Source organism: Pseudomonas sp. R25(2017), assembly GCF_002112565.1.
GTDB classification, from domain to species: Bacteria; Pseudomonadota; Gammaproteobacteria; order Pseudomonadales; family Pseudomonadaceae; genus Aquipseudomonas; species Aquipseudomonas ekonensis.
Map to the genome: position 1 here is coordinate 43299 of NZ_NEHZ01000015.1, position 25729 is coordinate 69027.

General features: G+C 64.5%; 24 protein-coding genes. 11 read left to right on the forward strand and 13 right to left on the reverse strand.

What is annotated here, in order from left to right; translation table 11 throughout:
* Nucleotides 1-8: 8 nt before the first annotated feature.
* Together CAG31_RS19240 and CAG31_RS19245 are read right to left on the reverse strand one after the other, a co-directional pair.
* Nucleotides 9-962 carry a hypothetical protein gene (locus CAG31_RS19240; protein ID WP_085584073.1) on the reverse strand — a complete coding sequence of 318 codons (954 nt, stop codon included), beginning with the start codon at nucleotides 960-962 and terminating at the stop codon, nucleotides 9-11.
* Complete coding sequence (locus tag CAG31_RS19245; protein ID WP_085584075.1) at nucleotides 963-1853, reverse strand: neutral zinc metallopeptidase; 891 nt, start codon at nucleotides 1851-1853, stop codon at nucleotides 963-965.
* 289 nt (nucleotides 1854-2142) lie between these two features.
* On the opposite strand from CAG31_RS19245, the gene CAG31_RS19250 reads away from it, so the two are divergent.
* The gene (locus tag CAG31_RS19250; protein ID WP_085584077.1) at nucleotides 2143-2919 is read left to right on the forward strand and encodes an IclR family transcriptional regulator; all 777 of its coding nucleotides are present in this window, start codon (nucleotides 2143-2145) and stop codon (nucleotides 2917-2919) included.
* A gap of 186 nt (nucleotides 2920-3105) precedes the next feature.
* A complete protein-coding gene (locus tag CAG31_RS19255; protein WP_085584079.1) occupies nucleotides 3106-3984 on the forward strand; it encodes a DMT family transporter in 879 nt (292 codons plus the stop codon).
* 55 nt (nucleotides 3985-4039) lie between these two features.
* Here the strand turns inward: CAG31_RS19255 and CAG31_RS19260 are convergent, their stop codons facing one another.
* Complete coding sequence (locus tag CAG31_RS19260) at nucleotides 4040-5380, reverse strand: MFS transporter (protein ID WP_085584081.1); 1341 nt, start codon at nucleotides 5378-5380, stop codon at nucleotides 4040-4042.
* A 271-nt stretch (nucleotides 5381-5651) separates the two neighbouring features.
* Here CAG31_RS19260 and quiC point away from each other — a divergent pair, with 271 nt between their 5' ends.
* Together quiC and CAG31_RS19270 are read left to right on the forward strand one after the other, a co-directional pair.
* Entirely contained in the window at nucleotides 5652-7553 is a 1902-nt protein-coding gene (gene quiC, locus CAG31_RS19265) for a 3-dehydroshikimate dehydratase QuiC (RefSeq protein WP_085584083.1), read from the forward strand.
* A gap of 102 nt (nucleotides 7554-7655) precedes the next feature.
* Complete coding sequence (locus CAG31_RS19270; RefSeq protein WP_085584085.1) at nucleotides 7656-8330, forward strand: TetR/AcrR family transcriptional regulator; 675 nt, start codon at nucleotides 7656-7658, stop codon at nucleotides 8328-8330.
* A 30-nt stretch (nucleotides 8331-8360) separates the two neighbouring features.
* Here the strand turns inward: CAG31_RS19270 and CAG31_RS19275 are convergent, their stop codons facing one another.
* From CAG31_RS19275 to CAG31_RS19295, 5 genes are all read right to left on the reverse strand, one after another.
* Complete coding sequence (locus tag CAG31_RS19275) at nucleotides 8361-9215, reverse strand: shikimate dehydrogenase (RefSeq protein WP_085584086.1); 855 nt, start codon at nucleotides 9213-9215, stop codon at nucleotides 8361-8363.
* Nucleotides 9212-9661 (reverse strand): type II 3-dehydroquinate dehydratase, encoded by a 450-nt coding sequence (gene aroQ / locus CAG31_RS19280; RefSeq protein WP_085584088.1) that lies wholly within the window; start codon nucleotides 9659-9661, stop codon nucleotides 9212-9214. Before aroQ ends, CAG31_RS19275 begins: the two co-directional genes overlap by 4 nt.
* A 138-nt stretch (nucleotides 9662-9799) precedes the next feature.
* Nucleotides 9800-10711, reverse strand: a complete 912-nt coding sequence (locus tag CAG31_RS19285; protein ID WP_085584090.1) for a LysR family transcriptional regulator — start codon at nucleotides 10709-10711, stop codon at nucleotides 9800-9802.
* 182 nt (nucleotides 10712-10893) lie between these two features.
* Nucleotides 10894-11973 carry a tRNA (uridine(54)-C5)-methyltransferase TrmA gene (gene trmA / locus CAG31_RS19290; protein ID WP_085584092.1) on the reverse strand — a complete coding sequence of 360 codons (1080 nt, stop codon included), beginning with the start codon at nucleotides 11971-11973 and terminating at the stop codon, nucleotides 10894-10896.
* On the reverse strand, nucleotides 11970-13265 hold the full coding sequence (locus CAG31_RS19295) for an NCS2 family permease (RefSeq protein ID WP_085584094.1): 1296 nt from the start codon (nucleotides 13263-13265) through the stop codon (nucleotides 11970-11972). Before CAG31_RS19295 ends, trmA begins: the two co-directional genes overlap by 4 nt.
* Before the next feature lie 220 nt (nucleotides 13266-13485).
* Here CAG31_RS19295 and CAG31_RS19300 point away from each other — a divergent pair, with 220 nt between their 5' ends.
* The gene (locus tag CAG31_RS19300) at nucleotides 13486-13935 is read left to right on the forward strand and encodes a DUF4879 domain-containing protein (protein WP_085584096.1); all 450 of its coding nucleotides are present in this window, start codon (nucleotides 13486-13488) and stop codon (nucleotides 13933-13935) included.
* A 29-nt stretch (nucleotides 13936-13964) separates the two neighbouring features.
* Here CAG31_RS19300 and CAG31_RS19305 read toward each other — a convergent pair whose 3' ends face one another.
* Nucleotides 13965-15203, reverse strand: a complete 1239-nt coding sequence (locus CAG31_RS19305; RefSeq protein WP_085584098.1) for an MFS transporter — start codon at nucleotides 15201-15203, stop codon at nucleotides 13965-13967.
* Between the two features lie 407 nt (nucleotides 15204-15610).
* Between CAG31_RS19305 and CAG31_RS19310 the strand changes: the two genes are divergently transcribed.
* From CAG31_RS19310 to CAG31_RS19320, 3 genes are all read left to right on the forward strand, one after another.
* Nucleotides 15611-17047 (forward strand): cytochrome ubiquinol oxidase subunit I, encoded by a 1437-nt coding sequence (locus CAG31_RS19310; RefSeq protein ID WP_085584100.1) that lies wholly within the window; start codon nucleotides 15611-15613, stop codon nucleotides 17045-17047.
* Between the two features lie 3 nt (nucleotides 17048-17050).
* Nucleotides 17051-18058 carry a cytochrome d ubiquinol oxidase subunit II gene (gene cydB, locus CAG31_RS19315; RefSeq protein WP_085584102.1) on the forward strand — a complete coding sequence of 336 codons (1008 nt, stop codon included), beginning with the start codon at nucleotides 17051-17053 and terminating at the stop codon, nucleotides 18056-18058.
* 72 nt (nucleotides 18059-18130) lie between these two features.
* A complete protein-coding gene (locus CAG31_RS19320; RefSeq protein WP_085584104.1) occupies nucleotides 18131-18298 on the forward strand; it encodes a DUF2474 domain-containing protein in 168 nt (55 codons plus the stop codon).
* Between the two features lie 69 nt (nucleotides 18299-18367).
* Here CAG31_RS19320 and CAG31_RS19325 read toward each other — a convergent pair whose 3' ends face one another.
* Together CAG31_RS19325 and CAG31_RS19330 are read right to left on the reverse strand one after the other, a co-directional pair.
* Nucleotides 18368-19492 carry a class I SAM-dependent methyltransferase gene (locus CAG31_RS19325; RefSeq protein ID WP_085584107.1) on the reverse strand — a complete coding sequence of 375 codons (1125 nt, stop codon included), beginning with the start codon at nucleotides 19490-19492 and terminating at the stop codon, nucleotides 18368-18370.
* Between the two features lie 176 nt (nucleotides 19493-19668).
* Entirely contained in the window at nucleotides 19669-20382 is a 714-nt protein-coding gene (locus CAG31_RS19330; protein WP_085584109.1) for an autoinducer binding domain-containing protein, read from the reverse strand.
* Between the two features lie 310 nt (nucleotides 20383-20692).
* Between CAG31_RS19330 and CAG31_RS19335 the strand changes: the two genes are divergently transcribed.
* A complete protein-coding gene (locus CAG31_RS19335; RefSeq protein WP_085584111.1) occupies nucleotides 20693-21469 on the forward strand; it encodes a ferredoxin--NADP reductase in 777 nt (258 codons plus the stop codon).
* 48 nt (nucleotides 21470-21517) lie between these two features.
* On the opposite strand, the gene mscL is transcribed toward CAG31_RS19335, so the two are convergent.
* Entirely contained in the window at nucleotides 21518-21931 is a 414-nt protein-coding gene (gene mscL / locus CAG31_RS19340; RefSeq protein ID WP_085584113.1) for a large-conductance mechanosensitive channel protein MscL, read from the reverse strand.
* Nucleotides 21932-22218: 287 nt separating this feature from the next.
* Between mscL and katB the strand changes: the two genes are divergently transcribed.
* The gene (katB, locus tag CAG31_RS19345; RefSeq protein ID WP_085584115.1) at nucleotides 22219-23760 is read left to right on the forward strand and encodes a catalase KatB; all 1542 of its coding nucleotides are present in this window, start codon (nucleotides 22219-22221) and stop codon (nucleotides 23758-23760) included.
* An 85-nt stretch (nucleotides 23761-23845) separates the two neighbouring features.
* Complete coding sequence (radA, locus tag CAG31_RS19350) at nucleotides 23846-25213, forward strand: DNA repair protein RadA (RefSeq protein WP_085584117.1); 1368 nt, start codon at nucleotides 23846-23848, stop codon at nucleotides 25211-25213.
* Nucleotides 25214-25329: 116 nt separating this feature from the next.
* Here radA and CAG31_RS19355 read toward each other — a convergent pair whose 3' ends face one another.
* Nucleotides 25330-25686 carry a PilZ domain-containing protein gene (locus CAG31_RS19355; RefSeq protein ID WP_085584119.1) on the reverse strand — a complete coding sequence of 119 codons (357 nt, stop codon included), beginning with the start codon at nucleotides 25684-25686 and terminating at the stop codon, nucleotides 25330-25332.
* Nucleotides 25687-25729: the final 43 nt, after the last annotated feature.

Below are 25729 nucleotides of genomic sequence, written 5' to 3' on the forward strand. Positions count from 1 at the left end.
GGACGCCATCACTGGCCGAACAAGGCCTTCTGCCCCTCCGGCGACGTCAGCATGCCGTCGCCGTTGTGCCCCACGCCGGGCACCTCCATCAGCCGCTGGTTCACCCCTTCCGGGTGACGGCGCAGCAGGTAGCCGAAAAACAGTTTCCCGCGCTCCAGCCGGTTGGCGCCCTGGGCCTTGGCCGCGCAGCTCTTGTCCAGCGCCGGGTGCTGCGGGTCGGTGTCTTGCTGGCCGAGCAGATAGATCACCTCGCGTTTGACGTAACTGCCTTCAAGCTGCGCGGGTGTTTGCCCGCCGGCATAGATCGGCGGATCCGCCAGACCGTACTTCCAACGGTTGAAGCCGGCGCATTGCGCGTGATCGAACGCCACCGGCCGCTGCTCGTTGAAATAGGCGTACGACGAAGGGTTGGCCACCACGTAACGCAAGCGGATGCCTTCGGCCTTCAGCGTCGGCGGTTCCTTGGCGAGCAGCGCATAGCGCTGGACGACCTGGCCGCCGCCGGAGTGGCCGAAGATCACGATCTGCTTCACGTCGGGAAACTGCTTGCGGTCGCTGACCCGCGCGACGATCTCGTCCAGCGCGGCGTAGGAACTCAACGGGTTCGGCCCTGTGGATAACCCGCCGCCCATCCAGTCGTTGCCTTGCCAGCGCAGCACGCTCGGCGGCAGCGAGTACAGCGCCACGTCGCTTTCGTTGAGGAACTGCGGGGCGATCACCAGAGTGCTGGCGCTCTGGCCGGCCAGCTCCGCCGCGCTTTCGGCGCTCTTGCGGTAGGTCTCGGCGTTGCGCAGGCGCCCATGCACGACGATCAGCACCCGCTCGATCTTGGCCGGCGCCGGGCCGATCCCCACTGCCATTTCCCCGGCCTTGAGTTGCAGGCGCCCGGTGCTGATCGCATCGACGCCGGCGGCCTGGGCCCCGCCGGCGATGAACAATAAAGCCAACAGCCATCTATGCATTTACAGGTTTTTCGCCGCAAAGGTATCGCACTGGCCGACCTGGCCTTGGGCGAATCCGGTTTTGAACCAGCGCACCCTTTGCGCCGACGTGCCATGGGTGAACGAGTCCGGCACCACGCGGCCCTGACCCTGCTGTTGCAGGCGGTCGTCGCCGATGGCGTTCGCTGCGTTCAGGGCTTCTTCGATGTCGCCCGGCTCCAGCCAGTTCAGGCGTTTCTGCGCGTTGTACGCCCAGACGCCGGCCAGGCAGTCGGCCTGCAGTTCCTGGCGCACCAGCAGACCGCCGTCGCCTTCCATCTGCCGGCCTTGCTGGCGGGCGGCCTGGATCTTCGCCGAGACGCCGAGCAAGGTCTGCACATGGTGGCCGACTTCGTGGGCGATCACGTAGGCCTGGGCGAAGTCGCCCGCCGCCTTGAAGCGCTGGGCCATTTCCTGGAAGAACGCCATGTCCAGGTACACCTTCTGGTCCGCCGGGCAATAGAACGGGCCGGTGGCCGAGGTGGCCAGGCCGCAGGCGGAATTGACCCGGTTGCTGAACAGCACCAGGGTCGGATCGCGGTACTGGCGGCCGGCCTGCTGGAAGATCGCACCCCAGGTGTCTTCGGTGTCGCCGAGGATCGAACGCACGAACTCGGCCTGTTCATCGTTGGCCGGCGGTGCCTTGCGGGTTTGCGTGCCGACCGGCGCCGATTGTTCGGTCATCTGGCCGGTGAGCTGGCCGAGGATCTGCAGCGGATCCTGCCCCGTGATCCAGCCGATGCCGACGATCAGCAGGATCGCGGTGAGGCTCAGGCCCTTGCCGCCGCCGAAGCGCATCCCGCCGCCACCGCCCATGTCATCGCCACGGGCATCGACGACGTTGTCGCTGCGTCGTCCTTTTCTCCATAGCATGTGGGAATCCTCTGCTTTTGCGTGATGAACAGTGTTGTTGGTGTGTGAGTTTGGCGCCAGTCCGGCCGTCCGTCCATTCGCAGACGAAAGCAGTCCCGATCTCAGTGATCCACGTCGGGCCTATTGCCGATGGGTAGGAACCTGACGCTGCCGGCGAATTCCGTTGCGCAGGAAATTTTTTGTCGCGGGCCGTCAACGGCGTTCGGTTGCTGCCTGCGCCGGCGAGGGGAGGATTTCGCAATCCTCGCCGTGTCTTCTAGAATCGGCCAAATTTCACTGGGATCTCACCATGGCCGGCAGTCAAATCGAACGGGTCTTCAGCGTGCTGGAAAGCCTCGCCAGCGAGGCGGGCGGGCTGCCGATGCAAACCCTGGCCGAGCAGTTGGGCATCCCGAAAAGCGCGACCCACCGCTTGCTCGCCGAACTGGTCCGGCTGGGTTATGTGCGGCAGAATCCGGATACGCTGCGCTATCACATGTCCACCCGGCTGGTGGCGATGGGGTTTCGTTACCTGTCGGGCAGCGGGGCCGATATTGTGCAGCCGGTGCTCGACCGCCTGGCCCAGGAGACCGGCGAACTGGTGCGCCTGGGCGTCATCGACGGCGAGCGCCAGACCTGGATCGCCAAGGCCCAGGGCGCCCGCACCGGCCTGCGCTACGACCCTGACATGGGCCGCGAGGCACCGCTGTTCTACACCGCTTCGGGCCATGCATGGCTGGCGTGCATGAGCGATGCCGAGGCGCTGTCGCGGGTCGAACGCCAGGGCATCGAACTGCCTGCCGGGGCCGGGCCGAATGCGCCGCGTTCCCCCGGCGATCTGCTCGAACGCCTGCGTATCGCCCGGGAACAGGGCTACGCCTGCGTCGAGGAAAGTTCGGCGGTGGGCACCTCGGCGATTGCGGCAGTGGTGCGCCATCCCGGCGATGGCCGGGCGATCGGCGTGCTGAGCATCGCCGGCCCCAGCGCGCGGCTGCCGGGGGCGCGGCTGCATGAACTGGCGCCGCTGCTGCTGACGTTCGCCCAGGAACTGTCCGAGGCGAGCCAGGCGTCTGAGCTGTTCGTTTGACGAATTTTGTGGGGGCGAGCAGCGGCGAAGCGAAAATGTGCGCTGTTCGCACGGTTTTGTGTTTCCGGTCTGTGAAAATATGGAACCGAGTTCTAGATTGTTGATTGTCAGTGCTTTCCGGTCAGTTCCAAGGGCGGGCGCAGGTGCCCCGCTTCATCAGGTTCAGTGTTCATTCAGAGATATCCAATGACCGTCAGCACCCCGCTTTCCGGCGTCAATCAACCCTTCAAGGGGATCTTGCTGATCGTCGTGGCCACGTTCCTGTTCTCCAGCCATGACGCCCTGTCGAAATACCTCTCAGGCTTCTACCCGATCGTGATGGTGGTGTGGGCGCGGTATCTGGTGCACACCTTGCTGATGGCCGGGATTTTCCTGCCGCAGTCGGGGCTGCGGGTGCTGCGCACCAAGCGGCCGCTGCTCCAGTCCGTGCGGGCGTTGTGCCTGCTGGGCACGAGCCTGTTCTTCACCACGGCGCTGCTGTACATCCCGCTGGCGGAGGCCACGGCGGTGAACTTCCTGGCCCCGGTGCTGGTGACGGCGCTGTCGGTGCCGCTGCTCAAGGAGCGGGTGACGCGGGGGCAATGGATCGCGGTGATCTGCGGTTTTTCCGGGGTGCTGGTGATCGTCCATCCCGGCGGCGAGCTGTTCACCCCGGCGGTGTTGCTGCCGTTCTGCTCGGCGCTGTTTTTCTGCTTTTACCAGTTGCTCACGCGCAAGCTCAGCGAAGTCGATAGCCCGACCACCAGCAACTTCTTTGCGGGGCTGTGCAACACGCTGGTGATGAGTGCGCTGGTGCCGTTCTTCTGGCAGGTGCCGAGCCTGGGGCATGGCCTGCTGATGCTGGCGCTGGGCAGTTGCGGGATGACCGCGCACCTGTTCCTGACCCAGGCCTTCCGGCATGCCGCGCCGGCGCTGCTGGCGCCGTTCGGTTATTGCCAGATCGTGTTTGCGGGGCTGTTGGGCTGGCTGCTGTTCAACCACACGCCGACCCTGACCACGGTCGCGGGCATTGCGGTGATCTGCTGCAGCGGACTGGCGGCGGCCTGGCAGCAGCGCCGCGCCTGAACGTTGCGCGGGTGGGGGCTGGCAGGCCAGCCCCCACAAGGAACCGCGCTCAAGGTCACTCGGTGACGGTGGGGATCTTGCGGGGGGCCATGAAGTACATCCAGATCAGCGCGATGAAGTACATCGCCGGGATCAGGGTGAACAGCACGGTGTAGTTGTTGTTCGTGACGGTCAGGATGTGGCCGACGATCTGGGTCATGAACATCCCGCCGATGGCCGCGCACATGCCGCCGAAGCCGAACACGGTGCTCATCATGTGCTTGGGCGTGTAGTCCATCACCAGGCTCCAGATGTTGGCGGTCCAGGCCTGGTGCGCGCCGATGGCCAGAGAGATGGCGGCCACCGCGACCCACAGGTGGCTGGAGCCGGCGGCCACCACCACGCCGATGATGCAGCAGGCGAACAGGAACATCGACAGCAGCCGCGCCTTGATCGGGTCGGCGCCGCGCCCGATCAGGAACGACGAGAGGATGCCGCCGCCCACGCTGCCGAAGTCGGCGGTGAGGTAGATGATGATCAGCGGGATGCCCATCTGGGTCACGTTGATGCCCAGGTTGTATTGCTGGTTGAGGAACGGCGGCAGCCAGTACAGGTAGAACCAGAACACCGGCGCGGTCAGCGAGTAGGCGAGGGCGAAGGCCCAGGTTCCGCGCATGCGCAGGATCCGCGAGAACGGCACGCGGGCCTGTTCCGGCTCGGGCTGCTGCTGGATGTATTCCAGCTCCGAGGCCTTCACGCTCGGATGGTCTTCCGGGTTGAAGTATTTGAGGGCCCAGCACAGCAGCCAGACACCGCCCAGCGCCGACATGCACAGGAACGCCGCCTGCCAGCCCCAGGCATGCAGGATCAGCGGCAGGAGCATCGGGGTGAACATCGCGCCGACGTTGGTGCCGGCGTTGAAGATGCCGGTGGCCACCGCACGCTCGCCGGCAGGGAACCACAGGCGGGTGGTCTTCACGCAGGCCGGGTAGTTGGCCGCTTCGGTCAGGCCGAGGATGAAGCGGCAGACCATGAAGCCCGCCGCCGAGGTCGCCAGGCCATGGGCGCCGGTGGCCAGGCTCCACAGCAGCACGGCGCAGAAGAACACGCGCTTGACCCCGACCCGGTCGATCAGCCGGCCCTGCAGCACGAAGCCGATGGCGTAGCCGACCTGGAACCAGAAGTTGATGTTGGCGTAGTCCATTGCCGTCCAGCTCATCTCCTTGGCCAGGATCGGCTGCATCACGCCCAGGGCGGCGCGGTCGATGTAGTTCAGGGTGGTGGCGAAAAACACCAGCGCCAGCATGCCCCAACGGGTCTTGCCGACGGCCAGGGCGCCGCGGATCTTGTCGCCGATGCCGCTGGAGGCAGAGGTCATGGCTGCACGCGCCATGTGTGAGCTTTGGGAAGGAGTCATGTAAGCCACCCGTTTCTTGAAATTTTTATGGTGTTCTGGGTCGTTTCGCAGCGAGACCGACGGTTCGCATCCGGGCTCGGTGTGGCGTCGATGTTGGGCAGCGGCCGAAAGATCGTCAATTCGCCAAACCGGCATTGTGTTCGATAATCGCACGAAAAACTAACCGGGTAGTACACTTTAAATTGCCTGGCGACCGATCGGAACCAATAATCCGCTCACCCGCAAAAGCGGCGCCATCCCCGCCGCCGACGCCTCCACCGGGAGTTGAGAGATGCAGCGATCCATTGCCACCGTTTCCTTGAGCGGCACCCTGCCGGAAAAGCTCGAAGCCATTGCCGCCGCCGGGTTCGACGGGGTCGAGATCTTCGAGAACGATCTGCTGTACTACGACGGCAGCCCCCGGGAGATCCGGCAGATGTGCGCCGACCTCGGCATCGCCATCACCCTGTTCCAGCCGTTCCGCGATTTCGAGGGCTGCCGCCGCGACCGGCTCGCGCGCAACCTGGAGCGTGCCGAGCGCAAGTTCGACCTGATGCAGGAGCTGGGCACCGACCTGGTGCTGGTGTGCAGCAACGCCTCGGCCGACAGTCTCGGCGACCGGCAGATCCTGGTCGACGACCTGCGCCTGTTGGCCGAACGCGCCGGCGCCCGTGGCCTGCGCATCGGCTACGAGGCCCTGGCCTGGGGGCGTCATGTGAACACGTATCAACAGGTCTGGGACATCGTGCGCCAGGCCGACCACCCGAGCCTGGGCGTGCTGCTCGACAGCTTCCACACCCTGTCGCTCAAGGGCGACCCGAGCGCCATCGCCGACATCCCCGGCGAAAAGATCTTCTTCGTGCAGATGGCCGACGCGCCGATCCTGGCCATGGACGTGCTGGAGTGGAGCCGGCATTTCCGTTGTTTCCCGGGGCAGGGCGAGTTCGACCTGCCGGGGTTTCTCGCCCCGATCATCCAGAGCGGCTACACCGGTCCCCTGTCGCTGGAGATCTTCAACGACGGGTTCCGCGCCGCACCGACCCGCGCCAACGCGGCGGATGGATTGCGTTCGCTGCTGTACCTGGAGGAGAAGACCCGTCAGCGCCTGGCGCAGCAGCCGCTGCCGCTGGCCAGCCGCGAGATCCTGTTCGAGACGCCCAAGGCCAGCGGGTACGACGGCGTCGAGTTCCTGGAGTTCGCCGTGGACGAAGCCCTGGGCGCCAAGCTGTCGAACTGGCTGGAGCGGCTGGGGTTCGTCAAGGCCGGGCAGCACCGCTCCAAGAGCGTGAGCCTGCTGCGTCAGGGCGACATCAACCTGATCCTCAACGCCGAGCCTTATTCGTTCGGCCACAGTTATTTCGAGGCCCACGGCCCGTCGCTGTGCGCCACGGCGCTGCGGGTCAAGGACAGCGCCAGCGCCTTGGCGCGGGCGGTGGCCTACAAGGGCCAGCCGTACCGGGGGCTGGTCGGGCCCAACGAACTGGAGCTGGCGGCGATCCGCGCGCCGGACGGCAGCCTGATCTATCTGGTGGATGAAGACGCGGACGTGTACGGCACCGACTTCAATCTGGTGCCGGGCGCCCAGGCCCGAGGCGGCCTCAAGCGCATCGACCACATGGCCATGGCGCTGCCGGCGGACAGCCTCGACACCTGGGTGCTGTTCTACAAGAGCGTGCTGGATTTCGAGGCCGACGACGAGGTGGTGCTGCCGGACCCTTACGGCCTGGTGAAGAGCCGGGCGCTGCGCAGCCGCGACAGTTCGGTGCGCCTGCCGCTGAACATTTCCGAGAACCGCAACACCGCGATCTCCCATGCGTTGTCGAGCTACAGGGGTTCGGGCGTGCATCACATCGCGTTCGACTGCGAGGACATCTTCGCGCAAGTGCGGCGCGCCAAGGAGGCCGGGGTGCCGTTGCTGGACATCCCGCTCAACTACTACGACGACCTCGCTGCGCGCTTCGACTTCGACGACGAGTTCCTCAGCGAGCTGGCCTACTACAACGTGCTGTATGACCGCGACGCCCAGGGCGGCGAGCTGTTCCACGTCTACACCGAACCGTTCGAAGGACGCTTCTTCTTCGAGGTCATCCAACGCCGCAACGGTTACGCCGGTTACGGCGCCGCCAACGTCGCGGTGCGGCTGGCGGCGATGGCCAAAGCACGCAGCGGCGGTGCCCGCCAGGCGAAGTTGTAGGTATTTCGTAAACGCGGGATTAAACACGGGCTGCTCGGCTTCCTTCACTGTGCCGCGCGGCCCATAATCGCCAGCTTGTGCAGTGATGGCCGTGAGCCCGCAATGACAATGACTTCAGAACTTACCGTCGCCGTTTCGCCTGTCGCCGAGCCGCGCAAGAGTCGCAAGAACAACCCGGAAAAGACCCGTGAGAACATCCTGCAGGAGGCGATCGTCGAGTTCGTACAGCAGGGCCTGTCCGGCGCCCGCGTCGATGCGATCGCCGAGCGCATCCACACCTCCAAGCGCATGATCTACTACTACTTCGGCAGCAAGGAGCAGCTGTACGTCGAGGTGCTGGAGAAACTCTACGGCGACATCCGCAACACCGAAAGCCGCCTGCACCTGGCCGAATTGCCGCCGGTGGAAGCGATCCGTCGGCTGGTGGAGTTCACCTTCGACCACCATGACCGCAACGTCGATTTCGTGCGGATCGTCAGCGTCGAGAACATCCACAACGCCGAGTACGTGAAGCGCTCCGACGCGATCAAGGCGATGAACAACACCATCCTCGATTCGCTGAGCGAGATCCTGCAGCGCGGGGTGCAGAAAGGGGTGTTCCGCGCCGGGCTCGATGCGCTGGACGTGCACCTGCTGATCAGTTCGTTCTGCTTCTACCGCGTCTCGAACCGCCACACCTTCGGCGAGATCTTCCAGATCGACCTGCCGGACGAAAGCATCAAGCAGCGCCACCGCCAGATGATCTGCGAATCGGTGCTGCGCTACCTGCAAGCCTGACGGTCAGCGAGGGGCGGCCCCTCGCACCGCTCATCCGTTCATGCGCTGGAAATGCGCCAGCATCCGTTGCGCGTCCGCCGCCACGCCGCTGAACAGCTCGAACGCCTTCACCGCCTGAAACACCGCCATGTTGCCGCCGTCCAGCGTGCGGCAACCGAGGGCGCGGGCGTTGCGCAGCAGTTCGGTCTCCAGCGGGAAGTACACGATCTCCGCCACCCACAATTGCGCCCGCAGCAGTTCCGCCGGCACCGGCATGCCCGGCAGCTTGGCCATGCCCATCGGCGTGGTGTTGACCAGGCCGTCGGCCTGTTTAAGCGCCGTCGGCAAGTCCTGCCCGAGCACGGCGCGGCGCTCGCCGAAATGCTGATTGAGGTTGAGGGCCAGGCTTTCGGCACGCCCGGCGTCCACGTCAAAAATGCTCAGGTGCCGAACGCCTTCGCTCAGCAGTGCGTGGGCCACCGCCGCACCGGCGCCGCCGGCGCCCATCTGGACGACACGTTCACGGTCGACGTCCGGCAGGCCTCGGCGAAAACCCTCGGCGAAGCCCAGGCAATCGGTGTTGTGCCCCACGCGCTTGCCGTCCTTGAGCACGACCGTGTTCACCGCACCGATGCCCCGGGCTTCCGGCGACAGTTCGTCGAGCAGCGGGATGATCGCCTGCTTGCACGGGAAGGTGATGTTCAGGCCGGTGAAGTTCATTCGCTCGGCGGCCAACAGCAGGTCGGGCAGGGCGTCGCTGTCCAGTTGCAGTTGATCGAGGTCGATCAGCCGGTACAGGTAGCGCAGGCCTTGGGCATCGCCTTCCTGTTCGTGCATCGCCGGCGTGCGGGACGCCTGGATGCCTGCGCCGATCAGACCGGCCAGAACCGCATTCTGCCGAGTCATGCGCGCGCTCCTTTGAACCGGTGGCCGAAATGCTCCAGGGCCAGACGATAGCCGTGGCTGCCGAAGCCGCACATTACGGCAGTGGCGATGGCGGAGACGAAGGAGTGGTGGCGGAACGGCTCGCGGGCATGGACGTTGGACAAGTGCACCTCGATCACCGGCAGTTCGCTGGCCACCAGCGCGTCGCGGATCGCCACCGAGGTGTGTGTCCACGCCGCGGGATTGATGACGATGCCGGCGCAACGGTTGCGGGCGCCGTGGATCCAGTCGAGCAATTCGCCTTCGTGGTTGGTCTGGCGGAACTCCACGGCCAGGCCGAGCTCGTCGGCGGCACGTGCGCACAGGGTGGAAATATCGGCCAGGGTTTCGTGGCCGTAGGTCGCCGGCTCGCGGGTGCCGAGCAGGTTCAGGTTCGGGCCGTTGAGCACCAGAACGATCGGGGGCATGGGGACAACTCCACTTATTCTTGTTGGCTTCGGTCGAAGGGTTCGATCGGTGGAGATAAATTGTACTGCCTGGTTACTTTGGTCAATCGGTCCCCGGTTTTCCCGGCGTATTGTGTGCGGTGATCGCACGCTGCCGGTTCACTGCGGCAGTTGCCCCACCAGAAAATCGATGAACGCCCGCACCCGCAGCGGCATGTGGCGGTTCTGCGGATACAGCAGGGTGAACGGCCGCGAGCGCCCGGCGTAGGGCTTGAGCACTTCCACCAGGGTGCCGTCGGCCAAGTCCTTTTCGACGATGAAGCGGTAGGTCTGGAACAGGCCGGCGCCGTGCCGGGCGAGGGTGACGCCGCCGAGCACATCGTCGGAGCAGCAGAAATTGCCGTCCGCCAGAACCTCCCGTGGGGTGTCCCCGTCGTAGAACAGCCAGGTGATCCGTCGGCCGTTGCTGGGCAGTTCGTACTGGATGCATTCGTGGCCGGCGAGGTCGTCGAGGGTCTGCGGGGTTCCGGCGCGCTTGAGGTAGTCGGGGCTGGCGACCATCACCAGCGCCGCGTCTTCCAGGTGGCGGGCGATCAGGCCCGAATCGGGGATCGCCCGAACGCGGATCGCCATGTCGTAGCCCTCGCCGACGAAATCGATGTTGCGGTTGCTGATGTGGATGTCGACTTTCACCTGCGGGAACCGTGCCCGGAACGCCGGCAGCAGCGGCAGGATCCGGTGATGGGCGTAGGTCGTGGGGATGCTGATGCGCAGGGTGCCGGAAGGCTCCTGCTGCTGGCCCATGACTTCCCGCTGGGCCTCGACCAGTTGCGCCAGCGCCTGCCGGCATTCTTCGTAGTAGCGCCGGCCACTGTCGGTCAGCTTGACGCTGCGGGTGGTGCGGGCGAACAGGCGCACGCCCAGCCGTTCCTCCATGCGCGACACCGACCGGCTCACCGCAGCCGGCGTTACCGCCGCCGCCAGTGCCGCGCCGGTGAAGCTGCCGGCCTCGGCGGCCAGGCAGAACAGTTCGATGCTGCCCAACTGAAGATCGTCGAAGTGTCGCTGCATGATGGCTCGCACCGGGGAATGAGCCCCTGTATTTAGCAAATGCCGAGGCACCGTGAAAGGCATGCGAGCCATTTTGCCAAGGGCTTTCGGCGACGGCGCCGGGAGGGCGCCTTCGGAGGGGAGCAGGGCAGGCACAAAAAAGCCGTCGGTCACGACGGCTTTTTGGTATGCGTTCCTGACGCTCAGCGTCGGGTCAGCAAGACCCCGGACTCCATGTGGTGCGTCCACGGGAACTGGTCGAACAGCGCGCAACGGGTGATGCGGTGGGTGTCGTGCAGCTGGGCGATGTTCGCCGCGAGGGTTTCGGGGTTGCAGGAGATGTACAGGATGTTGTCGAAACGCCGGGTCAGCTCGCAGGTGTCCGGATCCATGCCGGCGCGGGGCGGGTCGACGAAGACGCTGCCGAATTCGTAGCTCTTCAGGTCGATGCCTTGCAGGCGGCGGAACGGGCGCACCTCGTTCAGGGCTTCGGTCAGCTCTTCGGCGGACAGGCGCACCAGGGTGACGTTATCCACAGCGTTTTCGCTGAGGTTGCTCAGCGCGGCGTTGACCGACGTCTTGCTGATCTCGGTGGCCAGCACCTTGCGCACGCGGGTGGCCAGCGGCAGGGTGAAGTTGCCGTTGCCGCAGTACAGCTCCAGCAGGTCGTCCTCACGGTCGCCCAGCGCCTCGAAGGCCCAGTCGAGCATCTTCTGGTTCACGGTGCCGTTGGGCTGGGTGAACGCGCCTTCCGGTTGGCGGTAGCTGAAGGTGCGGCCGCCGACGTCGAGCTTCTCCACCACATAGTCGCGGCCGATGACTTCGCGCTTGCCCTTGGAGCGGCCGATGACGCTGACGTTCAGATCCGCCGCCAGCTTCGATGCCGCCACGTGCCAGTGCTCGTCCAGCGGACGGTGATAGCACAGGGTGATCATCGCATCGCCGGCCAGGGTGGTCAGGAACTCCACCTGGAACAGCTTGTGGCTGAGCGCCGAGCTGGCCTGCCAGGCCGCCTTGAGCTGCGGCATCAGCTGGTTGATGCGCAGGCTGGCGATCGGGAATTGCTCGATCAGGATCGGCGTGCGCTTGTCCTCCTGGGAGAACATCGCGTAATGGCGCTCGCCGGCCTCGCGCCACAGGCGGAATTCGGCGCGCAGACGAAAGTGCTGCAACGGCGAGTCGAACACCGAAGGCTCCGGTGCATCGAACGGGGCCAGCAGGTCACGCAGGCGCGTGACCTTGTCGGCAAGCTGTGCGGCGTAGGCCTGGGAATCGAAAGTCATGCGTTGAACCAACCCAACTTGATCACGAACAGGATCGACAGGATCACCAGCGCCGGGTTCAGCTCACGGGCGCGGCCCGACAGGATCTTGATGGCGGTCCAGGCGATGAAGCCGAACGCGATGCCGTTGGCGATGGAGTAGGTGAACGGCATCGCCAGGGCGGTGACCACGACCGGCGCGGCGACGGTGATGTCTTCCCAGTCTATTTCCGCCAGGCCCGAAGTCATCAGCACGGCGACGAACAGCAGCGCCGGGGCGGTGGCGAAGGCCGGCACGCTGGCCGCCAGCGGCGAGAAGAACAGCGCCAGCAGGAACAGGATCGCGACGACGATGGCGGTCAGGCCGGTGCGGCCCCCGGCGCTCACGCCGGCGGCGGACTCGATGTAGCTGGTGGTGGTGGAGGTGCCCAGCAGGGAACCGGCCATCGCGGCGGTGCTGTCGGCGATCAGGGCGCGGCCCATCTTCGGCATGTGGCCGTCCTTGCCCATCAGGCCGGCGCGCTTGGCGACGCCGATCAGGGTGCCGGAGTTGTCGAACAGGTCGACGAACAGGAAGGCGAAGATCACGCTGACCAGACCGATGTCCAGCGCGCCCTTGATGTCCAGCTGCAGGAAGGTCGGGGCCAGCGACGGTGGCATCGAGGTCACGCCGCCGAACGGGGTGAAGCCCATGACGATCGACACGATGGTCACCGCCAGGATGCCGATCAGCACGGCGCCGCGCACTTTCAGCGCTTCGAGGGCGACGATCAGGGCGAAGCCCAGGGTCGCGAGGATCGGGGCCGGTTGCTTGAGGTCGCCGAGGCCGACCATGGTCGCCGGGTTGCCGACCACGATGCCGGCGTTGTGCAGGGCGATCAGGGCCAGGAACAGGCCGATGCCGGCGGCGATCGCCGAGCGCAGCGGCAGGGGGATGCTGTTGATGATCCATTCACGGATGCGGAAGATCGACAGCAGGAAGAAGCACACGGCCGAAATGAACACCGCACCCAGCGCCACTTGCCAGGTGTGGCCCATGTGCAGCACGACGGTGTAGGTAAAGAAGGCGTTCAGGCCCATGCCCGGCGCGAGGGCGATCGGGTAGTTGGCGATCAGGCCCATCACCGTGGAACCGATGGCGGCGGCAAGGCAGGTGGCGACGAACACCGCGCCTTTGTCCATGCCGGTCTCGCCGAGGATGCTCGGGTTGACGAACAGGATGTAGGCCATGGCCAGGAACGTCGTGACGCCCGCCAGGATCTCGGTCCGCACGTTGGTGTTGTGTGCCTTGAGTTGAAACAGCCTTTCCAGCATGTCTGCTCCCCGTGGCGCGCGTGGCGCCGTGAATGTATCGACCTCAACAGCAAAGCACAGGTCGCCGGATGCGCCTGGGATTTTGCTGTGGGCCGGAAAAAGCCGCGCATCATACCAGCAGCGCGGGGAATATGGCGGATGTCGGTGTCGATCGTCGGCGAAGTTTTGTGTCTGCGCCAAGTACGCCATACTGCGCGCTGTTTTTTGGGGGATGGAACGCATGAGCAAGCGCTGGATGAAAACCGCCGGGTTGACGGCCGCACTGCTGGCCGCGGTGCCGGCGGCGTTGGCGGCGTCGGCGCCGCCGTTGAGCGAAGTGAAAGTGATCAAGGTGCAGTCGGCGGCCTGCGGGCTGGAAGACATCGAAGACGGCCAGTCCCGCACGCAATGCGACCACGGCGGATCGGGCATCAAGGTCTATGTGCTGGAGATCGGCTACGGCCAGAGCCAGCCCCAGGCCTCCCTGGACGGCTTCGAGGTGGACGGCGTCCGCAGCCCGGTCTGCGCCTTCCAGACCGGCAACCTGACCGAATGCACCCCCGGCAGCAAAACCGTCGGCTCTCTCTATGAGTTCGACCTGGGCACCCGGCAGGAAGGCACCTTCACCTTCACCAACACCTCGATCAACGCGCCGCGCAACACGTTGTCGACCCAGCTCTACATCAAGTGACAGAGGGGCCGGGGCAGGCCTGAGTCGCCTCAGGCCTTGGCTTCCTCCGCCGGCACATGCATCCGGTCGCGGCTGGCCAGGGTCGGGAACAGCTTGATCCAGGTGCCGGTCACCACCAGCGTGCCGATGCCGCCCATGACCACCGCCGGCACTGTGCCGAACCAGTGGGCGGTGAGGCCGGACTCGAATTCGCCGAGCTGGTTCGAGGCGCCGATGAACAGGCCGTTCACCGCGCTGACCCGGCCGCGCATCTCGTCCGGGGTTTCCAGCTGCACGAACGAGGCGCGGATCACCATGCTGATCATGTCCGCCGCGCCCAGCACCACCAGCACCGCCAGCGAGAACCAGAACGAGGTCGACAGGCCGAAGGCGATGGTCGCCACGCCGAACACGCCGACCGCCGTGAACATCACCCGGCCGACATGACGTTCCACGGCGAACCGCGCCAGGAACAGCGACATCAGCAATGCGCCCACCGCCGGCGCCGAGCGCAGCAGGCCCAGGCCCCAGGCGCCGGTCAGCAGGATGTCCTTGGCGAACACCGGCAGCAGCGCCGTGGCGCCGCCGAGCAGCACCGCGAACAGATCCAGCGAGATCGCCCCGAGGATGTCCGGGCGGCTGCGGATGAAGCGGATCCCCGCCAGCAACGAATCCAGCGTGGCCTTGCCTTTGTTCAGCGGAGTCTGGCGCGCGGGCAGGTTGAGCATCAGGGTGCAGGCGATCACGTACAGCAGCACGGTCGGGCCGTAGACCCACACGCTGCCGAACGCATAGAGCAGGCCGCCCAGCGCCGGGGCGACGATCGTCGCCGACTGCTGGGCCGATTGTGCGGCGGCGACCGCCCGGGGGAACAGGGCGGTGGGCACGATGCTCGGCAGCAGGGCCTGGGTGGTGGGCATCTCGAAGGAGCGCGCGGCGCCCAGCAGGAAGGCGAGGATGAAGATCAGTTCGCGGGTGACGTGGTCGGTGGCGCTGCCGATGGCCAGCGTCAGGGCGATCAGCGCCTGCAGCGACTGGCAGATCGCCGCGACCTTGCGCCGGTCGTAGCGGTCGGCGACATGCCCGGTGTGCAGCATGAACAGCACCCGGGGCGCGAACTCCACCAGGCCCACCAGGCCCAGGTCGAGCACATTGCCGGTCAGTTGGTAGAGGTTCCAGCCGATGGCCACGGTGAGCATCTGAAAGCCGCTGGCGGTGAAGATCCGGGCCAGCCAGAACGCAATGAAAGGACGGTGGTGGCGGAGCAGCAAAGGCGCTTGGCTGGGCATCGGAGGGCCGGACGTGTGCGAGAGGGGAGTCGCGAGGTTATCACCAGTCTGTAACCAAAAGTTGCCATGTAGAAAAATTTAGTTAGCTAGACACCGATTTTTCGGGGGGCTGTGCTCCAAGGCGCTCGCCAATGTATTTCAGCGCGTTGCCGAAGCTATGAGGCAACTTGTCACGCGGCAAAAGACCACGCAGTTCGCCGTCGGAAATCGGACTACTCTTTCAACGTTGATTGATCCAGATCAAGACCCTTGCGGGAAGTGGTCTGGCGGCCGTCCGGCCAGGCTCCCCGCGTTGGGTGCGCGTAAAAAGAAGAACGAATCCGAATTCGCCGCACTCCATATCCGTGGGGGCAGTGGGTACCGGGCCACAAGCCCGGCAGCCTGTACCACCTGACAGAGGAAGACTTATGTTCGGTTTAGAGGCACTCGATCTCGCCCGAATTCAGTTCGCGTTCACCATCTCGTTCCACATTCTGTTTCCCGCCATCACCATCGGACTGGCGAGCTACCTGGCGGTGCTCGAAGGCCTGTGGCTGAAGACCGGCAACGACACCTACCGTGACCTCTACCATTTCTGGTCGAAGATCTTCGCCGTCAACTTCGGCATGGGGGTGGTCTCGGGGCTGGTCATGGCGTACCAGTTCGGCACCAACTGGAGCCGGTTCTCCGACTTCGCCGGTTCCGTCACCGGCCCGTTGCTCACCTATGAGGTGCTCACGGCGTTCTTCCTCGAAGCCGGTTTCCTCGGCGTGATGCTGTTCGGCTGGAACAAGGTCGGACGCGGCCTGCACTTCTTCTCCACGGTCATGGTGGCCATCGGCACCTTGATCTCGACTTTCTGGATCCTCGCGTCCAACAGCTGGATGCAGACCCCGCAAGGCTTCGAGATCGTCAACGGCCAGGTGATCCCCACCGATTGGCTGGCGATCATCTTCAACCCTTCGTTCCCGTACCGGCTGATGCACATGGCCACTGCCGCGTTCGTCGCCACGGCGTTCTTCGTCGGCGCCTCGGCGGCCTGGCACCTGCTGCGCGGCAAAGACAACCCGGCGATCCGCAAGATGCTGTCGATGGCCATGTGGATGGCCCTGATCGTCGCGCCGATCCAGGCCGTGATCGGCGACTTCCACGGCCTCAACACCCTCAAGCACCAGCCGGCGAAGATCGCCGCCATCGAAGGCCACTGGGAAAACGTCGGTAACGAGGCGACGCCGCTGATCCTGTTCGGCTGGCCGGACATGAAGGAAGAGAAGACCAAATTCGCCGTGGAGATCCCGTACCTCGGCAGCCTGATCCTGACCCACTCGCTGGACAAGCAGGTGCCGGCGCTCAAGGAGTTCCCGCCGGAGGACCGGCCCAACTCGACCATCGTGTTCTGGTCGTTCCGGATCATGGTGGGCCTCGGCTTCCTGATGATCTTCACTGGCCTCTGGAGCCTGTGGCTGCGCAAGCGTGACTCGCTCTACACCTCGCGGCCGTTCCTGTACCTGGCCCTGTGGATGGGGCCGTCGGGCCTGATCGCGATCCTCGCCGGCTGGTTCACCACCGAGATCGGCCGTCAGCCGTGGGTAGTCTACGGCTTGATGCGCACGGCGGACGCGTCCTCCAACCACAGCTTCATGCAGATGAGCATCACCTTGATCATGTTCGTGGTGGTGTACTTCGCGCTGTTCGGCGCCGGCCTGGGCTACATGATGCGCCTGGTGCGCAAGGGGCCGAAGACCGACGAGGGCAAGGAAACCAACGACGGCGGCCCCGGCCGCAAACGCACGCCGGCCCGTCCGCTGTCCGCCGCGGACGACGATGGCGCCGACGCCGACCGCAGCCTGACCAAGGAGATTTGAGTCATGGGTATCGATCTTCCGCTGATCTGGGCCGTGATCATCATCTTCGGCATCATGATGTACGTGGTCATGGACGGCTTCGACCTGGGGATCGGGATCCTTTTCCCGTTCACTCCCGGCAAGACCGACCGCGACGTGATGATGAACACCGTCGCCCCGGTCTGGGACGGCAACGAAACCTGGTTGGTGCTGGGGGGCGCCGCATTGTTCGGCGCCTTCCCGCTGGCCTATTCGGTGGTGCTGTCGGCGCTGTACCTGCCGCTGATCTTCATGCTGATCGGGCTGATCTTCCGCGGTGTGGCCTTCGAGTTCCGCTTCAAGGCCAAGGACGACAAGCGGCACCTGTGGGACAAGGCCTTCATCGGCGGTTCGATCGCCGCGACCTTCTTCCAGGGCGTGGCGCTGGGCGCCTTCATCGACGGCTTGCCGGTGGTCGACCGGCAATACGCCGGCGGACCGCTGGACTGGCTGACGCCGTTCACGATGTTCTGCGGCGCCGCGCTGGTGGTGGCCTACGCCTTGCTCGGCTGCACCTGGCTGATCATGAAGACCGAAGGCAAGCTCCAGCAGCAGATGCATGACCTGGCGCGGCCGCTGGCGTTCGTGCTGCTGGCGGTGATCGGCATCGTCAGCCTCTGGACGCCTTTGGCCCACCCGGAGATCGCGACCCGCTGGTTCAGCGTGCCGAACCTGTTCTGGTTCATGCCGGTGCCGATCCTCGTGCTGGTGACGATGTACGGCCTGCTCAAGGCCGTGGCGCGCAACGCCAACTACATGCCGTTCCTGCTGACCCTGGTGCTGATCTTCCTCGGCTACAGCGGCCTGGGCATCAGCCTGTGGCCGAACATCGTGCCGCCGTCGATCTCGATCTGGGACGCCGCCGCACCACCGCAGAGCCAGGGCTTCATGCTGGTCGGCACGCTGTTCATCATCCCGTTCATCCTGGGTTACACGTTCTGGAGCTACTACGTGTTCCGCGGCAAGGTCACCCATGAGGACGGCTATCACTAGTTCCCGATAAAGAAGAGCCTGCCCGTGATGGCCTGAGGGCAGGCGCCACCGAACCGACTGAGGAACCCTGCAATGTCCGGCAAACCTTCACTGCACGACATTCAAGAAGCCGAAAAAAAGCCGCTGTGGCAGCGGCTCGGCTGGTTGGCCCTGATCTGGGTCGGCAGCGTCGGCGCGTTGTTCATCGCCGCCAGCCTGATGCGCCTGTTCATGAATGCGGCCGGCCTGACCACCCACTGAATCATCCCGTCCCGTTGCCGCGAGGCACGGTTTTGCAGCCCTCCTCTTGGAGGGCTTTTTTTGCTTGGCTTACTTGCGCGCCTTGAGGATCACGAACTTGGGCGTGGCCGCCACTTGCTCGACGCCCCGGAACAGCCGCGCCAGCTTGGCGTGATAGCCCAGGTGGCGGTTGCCGACGATGTACAGCGCACCGCCCGTCACCAGCGCTTCGCGGGCCTGCTGGAACATGCGCCAGGCGAGGAAGTCGCCGACCACCTGCTGCTGATGGAACGGCGGATTGCACAGCACCACGTCCAGCGATTGCGCCGGCTGCCCGGCCAGACCGTCGGCGGCGCGCACGGTCACGTCACGTTCGCCCAAGGCCGCACGCCAGTTTTCGCGGGCCGACTGCACCGCCATGAACGACTCGTCCACCAGCGTGTAATGGGCATCGGGATTCTGCAGGGCGCTGGCGATGGCCAGTACGCCGTTGCCGCAACCCAGGTCCGCCACCCGTGCGCCGCCGAGGTTTTTCGGCAGGTGCGGCAGGAAGGCGCGGGTGCCGATGTCCAGCCCGTCGCGGCAGAACACATTGGCGTGGTTGAGGAGCTCGATGGCCGGCTCTTCGAGACGGTAGCGGGTCGGGTAAGGGGACGTCGCCGCTGTCCGGGCTTCGGGCGTGGCGATCAGCAGGCGTGCCTTTTTCACCGCCAGCGAAGCCTGCACCGGGCCGATGTAGCGCTCCAGCAGATCGCCGGCCGCACGGGGCAAGTGCTTGATCATCGCCGCCGCCACCACTTGCGCGCCTGGGGCGAGCTGGCCTTGCAGGCGGATCAGCTGTTCCTCCAGCAGCGCCAGGGTCTTCGGCACGCGGATCAGCACCCGGTCGAACGGCCCGGTCAGCGGTTCGCTGGCCGCAATGCCCCGCACGGCGTCGAACGGCAGGCCGTTGCGGGTCAGGTTTTTCTCCAGGCCCTGAAAGGCCAGAAACGAATCGCCGCTGCTGCTGACATTCACCTTGCCTGCCAGGCTGATGGCCAGAGCGCCGAAACTGTCGTTGAGCACCAGTACCCGCGTGTCGGCCGCCGGCTGCTGTTCGGCCAGGTGATTGAGCAGGTACTCGTCGGCCGCATCGAACGCCTGCAGCGGTTCATTCTGCTGTTCGGGCTGGCGGATCAGGTCGAGGCTGGCGAAGGGCGTGTCGAGCAAAGGCATGGGGCGGGGACTCTGGCGGTTCATCGGGTGTCCCGCGGCCCGCAGTGTGGTGCGGCGGAACCCTCCGAGCGGACTGCGGCGTGGCATTCACGTCATCACTCGGGAAGGTTGCGAATGGTACGTTTTTTTCGGGGTGATTACCTGCAAGTTTTCGGGGGACGGCGACAGGCGACCGTTCAGATGATCCCGGCCCGCGCGGCGGCGATGACGGCGGAGATCTTGTTGCACACGTTGAGCTTCTCGATGACGTTCTGCACGTGGTAGTTCACGGTGCGTTCGCTCAGACTGAGGATGCGGGCGATCTCATACGCGGTCTTGCCGGCGGCCGAGAGTCTCAGGACCTCCAGTTCGCGCGCCGACAAGTGCGGTTGGCGGGCGCCGGGCGGTTTCCTGGGCAGGGTCCGGGCGAGCATTTCGCTCAGATGGCTGGTGACGTAGAACATGTAGCCGAAGTGTTCGTACAGCTCCAGCGGGCTGATCGGGCAGTGCTTTCGGCCCAGGCTCAGGATGCTGCAGAGTCCGGATTCCTCGTGATGGAACGATTGTGACCAGCCGTGCTGCAGTTCATGCTCCAGCATGGCGCTCCATAACTTCGGAGTCTTTGAGAACAGTTCTTCGCTCCAGACAATGGGCAGCATGGAACGATTGCAGTGTGCTACTACTGGATCCGACTCTACATAGTTTTCTTCTTCATAGTGGTTGTTCCAGGCGCTTGGGTAGTTATTGATTTTCAAGGTGGTGAACGGCGTTTCCCGGCGCAATGATGTCACTGAGACAGCACAAAAGTTGAAGCCAATGTTTTCGGCGAATCTCAACAGGATCGGGTACGCGGTATCTATTTCCTTGGCGAAAGTCAGCTGCTTTAACTGCGACTCCTTCCACATTTCCATTACAGGCTCTCCGTAAGGTGTTTCGCGGGGGTGCAACTTGGATCCAACAAGAGGCACGCACCGGAGTGTAGGACGATTCCTACATCGAGTGCGGATTTTTTTGCTCTTTAAGCATTTGATATCGGCATAAAGTGTTATTAGGTCGCTCTACGGTCAAGCATTTAACTCGTCATGTAAAAACTAACGGATGATGAACCGTTTGTTCTCAAATGAGGGGAATTGCTATTTGTGCAAATAACACTATTAATTGTCGGTGTATTAGTGTGCGAGTTTGCGCGACACTGGGCCGCATCGTCGATTGGAGTGGCCCATGACCGCCAGCGCAGACAAGTTCACCCGCCAGACCTTGCTTGACGTGCAGCCCTTGACCCCCAGCCTGTTCACGTTGCGCACCACCCGTGATCCGGGCTTTCGCTTCCGGGCCGGGCAATTCGCCCGCCTGGGGGTGACCAAGGCCGACGGCAGCACGGTGTGGCGGGCCTACTCCATGGTGTCGTCGCCGTTTGACGAGTTTCTGGAGTTTTTCTCGATCGTGGTGCCGGGCGGGGAGTTCACCAGCGAACTGAGCCGCCTGCGCGAAGGCGATTCGCTGCTGGTGGAGCGCCAGGCCTTCGGTTACCTGACCCTGGACCGTTTCGTCGACGGCCGGGATCTGTGGCTGCTGTCCACCGGCACGGGGGTGGCGCCGTTCCTGTCGATCCTGCAGGACTTCGAGGTCTGGGAGCGGTTCGAACGCATCGTCCTGGTCTACAGCGTGCGGGAGGCCCGGGAGCTGGCCTATCAAGCGTTGATCGGCGATCTGATGCAGCGTGACTACCTGGCGCCGTATGCGCACAAGTTCCGGTTCATCCCGGTGGTGACGCGCGAGCCGTACGCCGGGGCCCTCAACGGCCGCATCACTGCCCTGATCGAGAGCGGCGAACTGGAGCGCGCGGCGGGGCTGGAACTGTCGGCCGAGCATTCGCGGGTCATGCTGTGCGGCAACCCGCAGATGATCGACGACACCCGGGCCCTGCTCAAGCGGCGGCACATGAGCCTGAGCCTTACCCGGCGTCCGGGGCAGGTGGCGGTGGAGAACTACTGGTAAAAAGAACGGCGCCCGAGGGCGCCGTTCTTCCGTTCATGCCGCAACGCGTCAGGGCCGGTTGTTCTGGGCCTTGAGCAGGTCGCGGATCTCGCCCAGCAGCTCCTCTTCCTTCGTCGGCACGGGTGGTAGGCTCGGGGCCACGGCCTCTTCGCGCTTCAGGCGGTTGATGGCCTTGACGCCCATGAAAATGGCGAAGGCGACGATGATGAAGTCCAGGATGCTTTGGATGAACTTGCCATAGGCCATCACCACGGCGGGCGCACTGCCCTCGGCGGCCTTGAGCGTGATGGCCAGGTCACTGAAATCCACGCCGCCGATCAGCAGGCCGATCGGGGGCATGATCACGTCGCCGACAAAGGACGACACAATTTTGCCGAAGGCGGCACCGATGATGATACCGACGGCCATGTCGACCACATTGCCTTTGACCGCAAAGGCCTTGAACTCACTTAGCACGCCCATAGGTTATTTCCTTGTTACAGATGAGGTTGGTGTTGGCAGTGTAAATCAGCGAAACGCGGCCTGCGCGAAACACCTCCTTACAATGCTCGCTTTTATCGACACATCTTTCGACGATTAGTTTGCAAAGTGCCACTAATCGCGCGGGAAATAGACCGTAAGCCGCTGATCCGGAAGAAAAATCTGTCAATCATGGCGTTACGAATTTTCTATTTATGTTTGCGGGAACGGTTCTCTAGCCTCTGACTGGCGCACCTGGATGCGCCTTCGAAAAGACAGAGGAACCGCACATGACTTCCGCACTTGGCCTTGGGGCATTGCCCTGCCGCCGCACTTTCGCTGCACTCACCGCCAGCCTGCTGACCCTTTCCGTCAGCGCCGCCCCGTTGACCCGCGACAACGGCGCGGCGGTCGGCGACAACCAGAACTCGCAGACCGCCGGCGCCAATGGCCCGGTGCTGCTGCAGGACGTGCAACTGATCCAGAAGCTCCAGCGCTTCGACCGCGAGCGCATCCCGGAACGTGTGGTGCATGCCCGCGGCACCGGTGCCCACGGTACCTTCACCGCCAGCGCCGACCTCAGCGACTTGAGCAAGGCCAAAGTCTTCGCCGCAGGTCAGGTCACGCCGGTCTTCGTGCGCTTCTCATCGGTGGTGCACGGCAACCACTCCCCGGAGACCCTGCGCGATCCGCGCGGCTTCGCCACCAAGTTCTACACGGCCGACGGCAACTGGGACTTGGTCGGCAACAATTTCCCGACCTTCTTCATCCGCGATGCGATCAAGTTCCCGGACATGGTGCACGCGTTCAAGCCGGATCCGCGCACCAACCTGGACGACGACTCGCGGCGCTTCGACTTCTTCTCCCATGTTCCGGAAGCCACACGCACCCTGACGGAGCTGTATTCCAACTCTGGCACGCCGGCCAGTTACCGGGAGATGGACGGTAACAGTGTGCATGCCTATAAGTTGGTCAACGCGAAGGGCGAAGTTCACTATGTGAAGTTTCACTGGAAAAGTTTGCAGGGCATCAAGAATTTGACGCCAGAACAAGTCGTGAAAGTTCAAGGGCAGGACTACAGTCATATGACCCATGACTTGGTGGCCAATATCGGGAAGGGCAACTTTCCAAAGTGGGACTTGTACATCCAAGTGCTAAAACCAGAAGATCTGTCCAAGTTTGATTTCGATCCATTGGACGCAACCAAGATCTGGCCCGGTGTTCCTGAGCGAAAAGTTGGACAAATGGTGTTGAACCGCAATCCGTCGAACGTCTTCCAGGAAACCGAACAAGTTGCCATGGCGCCGAGTAATCTGGTTCCCGGCATCGAACCTTCCGAAGACCGTTTGTTGCAGGGCCGGATATTCGCTTATGCGGATACGCAACTTCACCGTATCGGCACCAACGCCATGCAGTTGCCGATCAACGCACCTAAGGTCGCCGTGAACAACGGCAATCAGGACGGCGCGATGAATGCCGGCGCCAGCCGTTCCGGTGTGAACTTTCAGCCGAGCCGTCTGCAGCCGCGGGAAGAGACGCCGCAGGCGCGCTACAGCCAGACGGCCCTGGAAGGCCGCACCCAGCAGGCGAAGATCCAGCGTGAGCAGAACTTCCGGCAGGCTGGGGATCTGTACCGCTCGTACAGCCGCCAGGAGCGCAAGGATCTGATCGCCAGCTTCGGCGCTTCGCTGGCGGGGGCGGATGATGAGAGCAAGCACATCATCCTGTCTTTCCTGTACAAGGCCGACCCTGAGTACGGCGCCGGGGTGGCGAAAGTGGCCAAGGGCGACCTGGCGCGGGTCAAGGCGCTGGCCGCCAACCTGGCGGACTGAGGTGCGAATGCCGTCGGCCGATGAGCGCCGCTGCGCCCATCGGCCGACGGCTGCGTTATCATCGCGGTTTTTGCCGGGGGTTCAGATGGCCAAGGCCAAGCGCATGTACGGCTGCACCGAGTGCGGCGCCACCTTTCCCAAATGGGCGGGGCAGTGCGGCGAGTGCGGCGCCTGGAACACCCTGACCGAAACCCTGGTCGAGAGCGGCGGGGCGGCGGCGCCGAGCGGCCGCACCGGCTGGGCGGGGCAGCAGGCGCAGATCAAGACGCTGGCCGAAGTCAGCGTCGAGGAAGTCCCGCGCTTCTCCACCGCCTCCGGCGAGCTGGACCGGGTGCTGGGCGGAGGCCTGGTGGACGGTTCGGTGGTGCTGATCGGCGGCGATCCCGGCATCGGCAAATCGACGATCCTGCTGCAGACCCTGTGCAACCTGGCCCGCAGCATGCCGGCCTTGTACGTCACCGGCGAGGAGTCCCAGCAGCAGGTGGCGATGCGCGCCCGGCGTCTGGGTTTGCCGCAGGACCAATTGCGGGTGATGACCGAAACCTGCATCGAAAGCATCATCGCCACCGCCCGACAGGAAAAGCCCCGGGTGATGGTGATCGACTCGATCCAGACGATTTTCACCGAACAGCTGCAGTCGGCGCCGGGCGGTGTGTCCCAGGTGCGCGAGAGCGCGGCGCTGCTGGTGCGTTACGCCAAGCAGAGCGGCACGGCGATTTTCCTGGTGGGCCACGTCACCAAGGAAGGCGCGCTGGCCGGCCCGCGCGTGCTGGAGCACATGGTCGATACCGTGCTGTATTTCGAAGGCGAGTCCGATGGCCGGCTGCGCCTGCTGCGGGCGGTGAAGAACCGTTTCGGCGCGGTCAACGAACTGGGCGTGTTCGGCATGACTGACAGAGGGCTGAAGGAAGTCTCCAACCCGTCGGCGATTTTCCTGACCCGTGCCCAGGAAGAAGTGCCGGGCAGCGTGGTGATGGCGACCTGGGAAGGCACTCGGCCGATGCTGGTGGAAGTTCAGGCGTTGGTGGACGACAGCCATCTGGCCAACCCGCGCCGGGTGACGCTGGGTCTGGACCAGAACCGCCTGGCGATGCTGCTGGCGGTGCTGCACCGTCACGGCGGCATCCCGACCCACGATCAGGACGTGTTCCTCAACGTGGTCGGCGGCGTGAAGGTGCTGGAGACCGCCTCGGACCTGGCGCTGATGGCGGCGGTCATGTCGAGCCTGCGCAACCGGCCGTTGCCCCACGACCTGCTGGTGTTCGGTGAGGTCGGCCTGTCCGGTGAGGTGCGCCCGGTGCCCAGCGGCCAGGAGCGCCTGAAGGAAGCGGCCAAGCACGGCTTCAAGCGCGCGATCGTGCCCAAGGGCAATGCGCCGAAGGAAGCGCCGCCAGGCTTGCAGATCATTGCCGTGACGCGGCTGGAGCAGGCGTTGGATTCGCTGTTCGAATAACCGCCGATTCACTGTAGGAGCCAGCCTGCTGGCGATAGCAGACTCCCCGTGACGATCGATTCGACGGGAAAACCGCCATCGCCGGCAGGCTGGCTCCCACAGGGGATCGTCGCTGTTCAGAGCTCGATCAGCGCAGCCAGTTCGCGCTCAAGCTCGGACTCGTCCGCCAGGTTGAGCTCGATCAGCCGCCGCAGGCGCTGGATCGACTCCAGGCTGATGTGCCGGCAGACGAACCCCAGCTGGCCGCGGTCCTCGTGCGCCAGCTGGGCGTCCATCGTGATCTCGACCTCGTCGCTCAAGTGGATGCTGACGAAAAAATCCTGCTTCGGATCGCCGAGCCACGGCTGCGGCTTCTCGATCAAAAATCCCTTGAGTGACAGGTCGACCAGCTTCACCGGCCAGCTGTACTCGCCCTGGCTCAATTCGGTCTTGGCATCGAACGCAATACGTTTGAAGCGGCGACGCTCGCTCATGGCGCACTCCTCTTGAAGGTACGCTGACTATAGACCCGGCCCG

Bases quoted from the DNA above. Each gene is read 5' to 3' on its own strand.
- CAG31_RS19240 (WP_085584073.1), bottom strand. From the start codon at position 962: ATGCATAGATGGCTGTTGGCTTTATTGTTCATCGCCGGCGGGGCCCAG.
- CAG31_RS19245 (WP_085584075.1), bottom strand. From the start codon at position 1,853: ATGCTATGGAGAAAAGGACGACGCAGCGACAACGTCGTCGATGCCCGT.
- CAG31_RS19250 (WP_085584077.1), top strand. From the start codon at position 2,143: ATGGCCGGCAGTCAAATCGAACGGGTCTTCAGCGTGCTGGAAAGCCTC.
- CAG31_RS19255 (WP_085584079.1), top strand. From the start codon at position 3,106: ATGACCGTCAGCACCCCGCTTTCCGGCGTCAATCAACCCTTCAAGGGG.
- CAG31_RS19260 (WP_085584081.1), bottom strand. From the start codon at position 5,380: ATGACTCCTTCCCAAAGCTCACACATGGCGCGTGCAGCCATGACCTCT.
- quiC (WP_085584083.1), top strand. From the start codon at position 5,652: ATGCAGCGATCCATTGCCACCGTTTCCTTGAGCGGCACCCTGCCGGAA.
- CAG31_RS19270 (WP_085584085.1), top strand. From the start codon at position 7,656: ATGACAATGACTTCAGAACTTACCGTCGCCGTTTCGCCTGTCGCCGAG.
- CAG31_RS19275 (WP_085584086.1), bottom strand. From the start codon at position 9,215: ATGACTCGGCAGAATGCGGTTCTGGCCGGTCTGATCGGCGCAGGCATC.
- aroQ (WP_085584088.1), bottom strand. From the start codon at position 9,661: ATGCCCCCGATCGTTCTGGTGCTCAACGGCCCGAACCTGAACCTGCTC.
- CAG31_RS19285 (WP_085584090.1), bottom strand. From the start codon at position 10,711: ATGCAGCGACACTTCGACGATCTTCAGTTGGGCAGCATCGAACTGTTC.
- trmA (WP_085584092.1), bottom strand. From the start codon at position 11,973: ATGACTTTCGATTCCCAGGCCTACGCCGCACAGCTTGCCGACAAGGTC.
- CAG31_RS19295 (WP_085584094.1), bottom strand. From the start codon at position 13,265: ATGCTGGAAAGGCTGTTTCAACTCAAGGCACACAACACCAACGTGCGG.
- CAG31_RS19300 (WP_085584096.1), top strand. From the start codon at position 13,486: ATGAGCAAGCGCTGGATGAAAACCGCCGGGTTGACGGCCGCACTGCTG.
- CAG31_RS19305 (WP_085584098.1), bottom strand. From the start codon at position 15,203: ATGCCCAGCCAAGCGCCTTTGCTGCTCCGCCACCACCGTCCTTTCATT.
- CAG31_RS19310 (WP_085584100.1), top strand. From the start codon at position 15,611: ATGTTCGGTTTAGAGGCACTCGATCTCGCCCGAATTCAGTTCGCGTTC.
- cydB (WP_085584102.1), top strand. From the start codon at position 17,051: ATGGGTATCGATCTTCCGCTGATCTGGGCCGTGATCATCATCTTCGGC.
- CAG31_RS19320 (WP_085584104.1), top strand. From the start codon at position 18,131: ATGTCCGGCAAACCTTCACTGCACGACATTCAAGAAGCCGAAAAAAAG.
- CAG31_RS19325 (WP_085584107.1), bottom strand. From the start codon at position 19,492: ATGCCTTTGCTCGACACGCCCTTCGCCAGCCTCGACCTGATCCGCCAG.
- CAG31_RS19330 (WP_085584109.1), bottom strand. From the start codon at position 20,382: ATGGAAATGTGGAAGGAGTCGCAGTTAAAGCAGCTGACTTTCGCCAAG.
- CAG31_RS19335 (WP_085584111.1), top strand. From the start codon at position 20,693: ATGACCGCCAGCGCAGACAAGTTCACCCGCCAGACCTTGCTTGACGTG.
- mscL (WP_085584113.1), bottom strand. From the start codon at position 21,931: ATGGGCGTGCTAAGTGAGTTCAAGGCCTTTGCGGTCAAAGGCAATGTG.
- katB (WP_085584115.1), top strand. From the start codon at position 22,219: ATGACTTCCGCACTTGGCCTTGGGGCATTGCCCTGCCGCCGCACTTTC.
- radA (WP_085584117.1), top strand. From the start codon at position 23,846: ATGGCCAAGGCCAAGCGCATGTACGGCTGCACCGAGTGCGGCGCCACC.
- CAG31_RS19355 (WP_085584119.1), bottom strand. From the start codon at position 25,686: ATGAGCGAGCGTCGCCGCTTCAAACGTATTGCGTTCGATGCCAAGACC.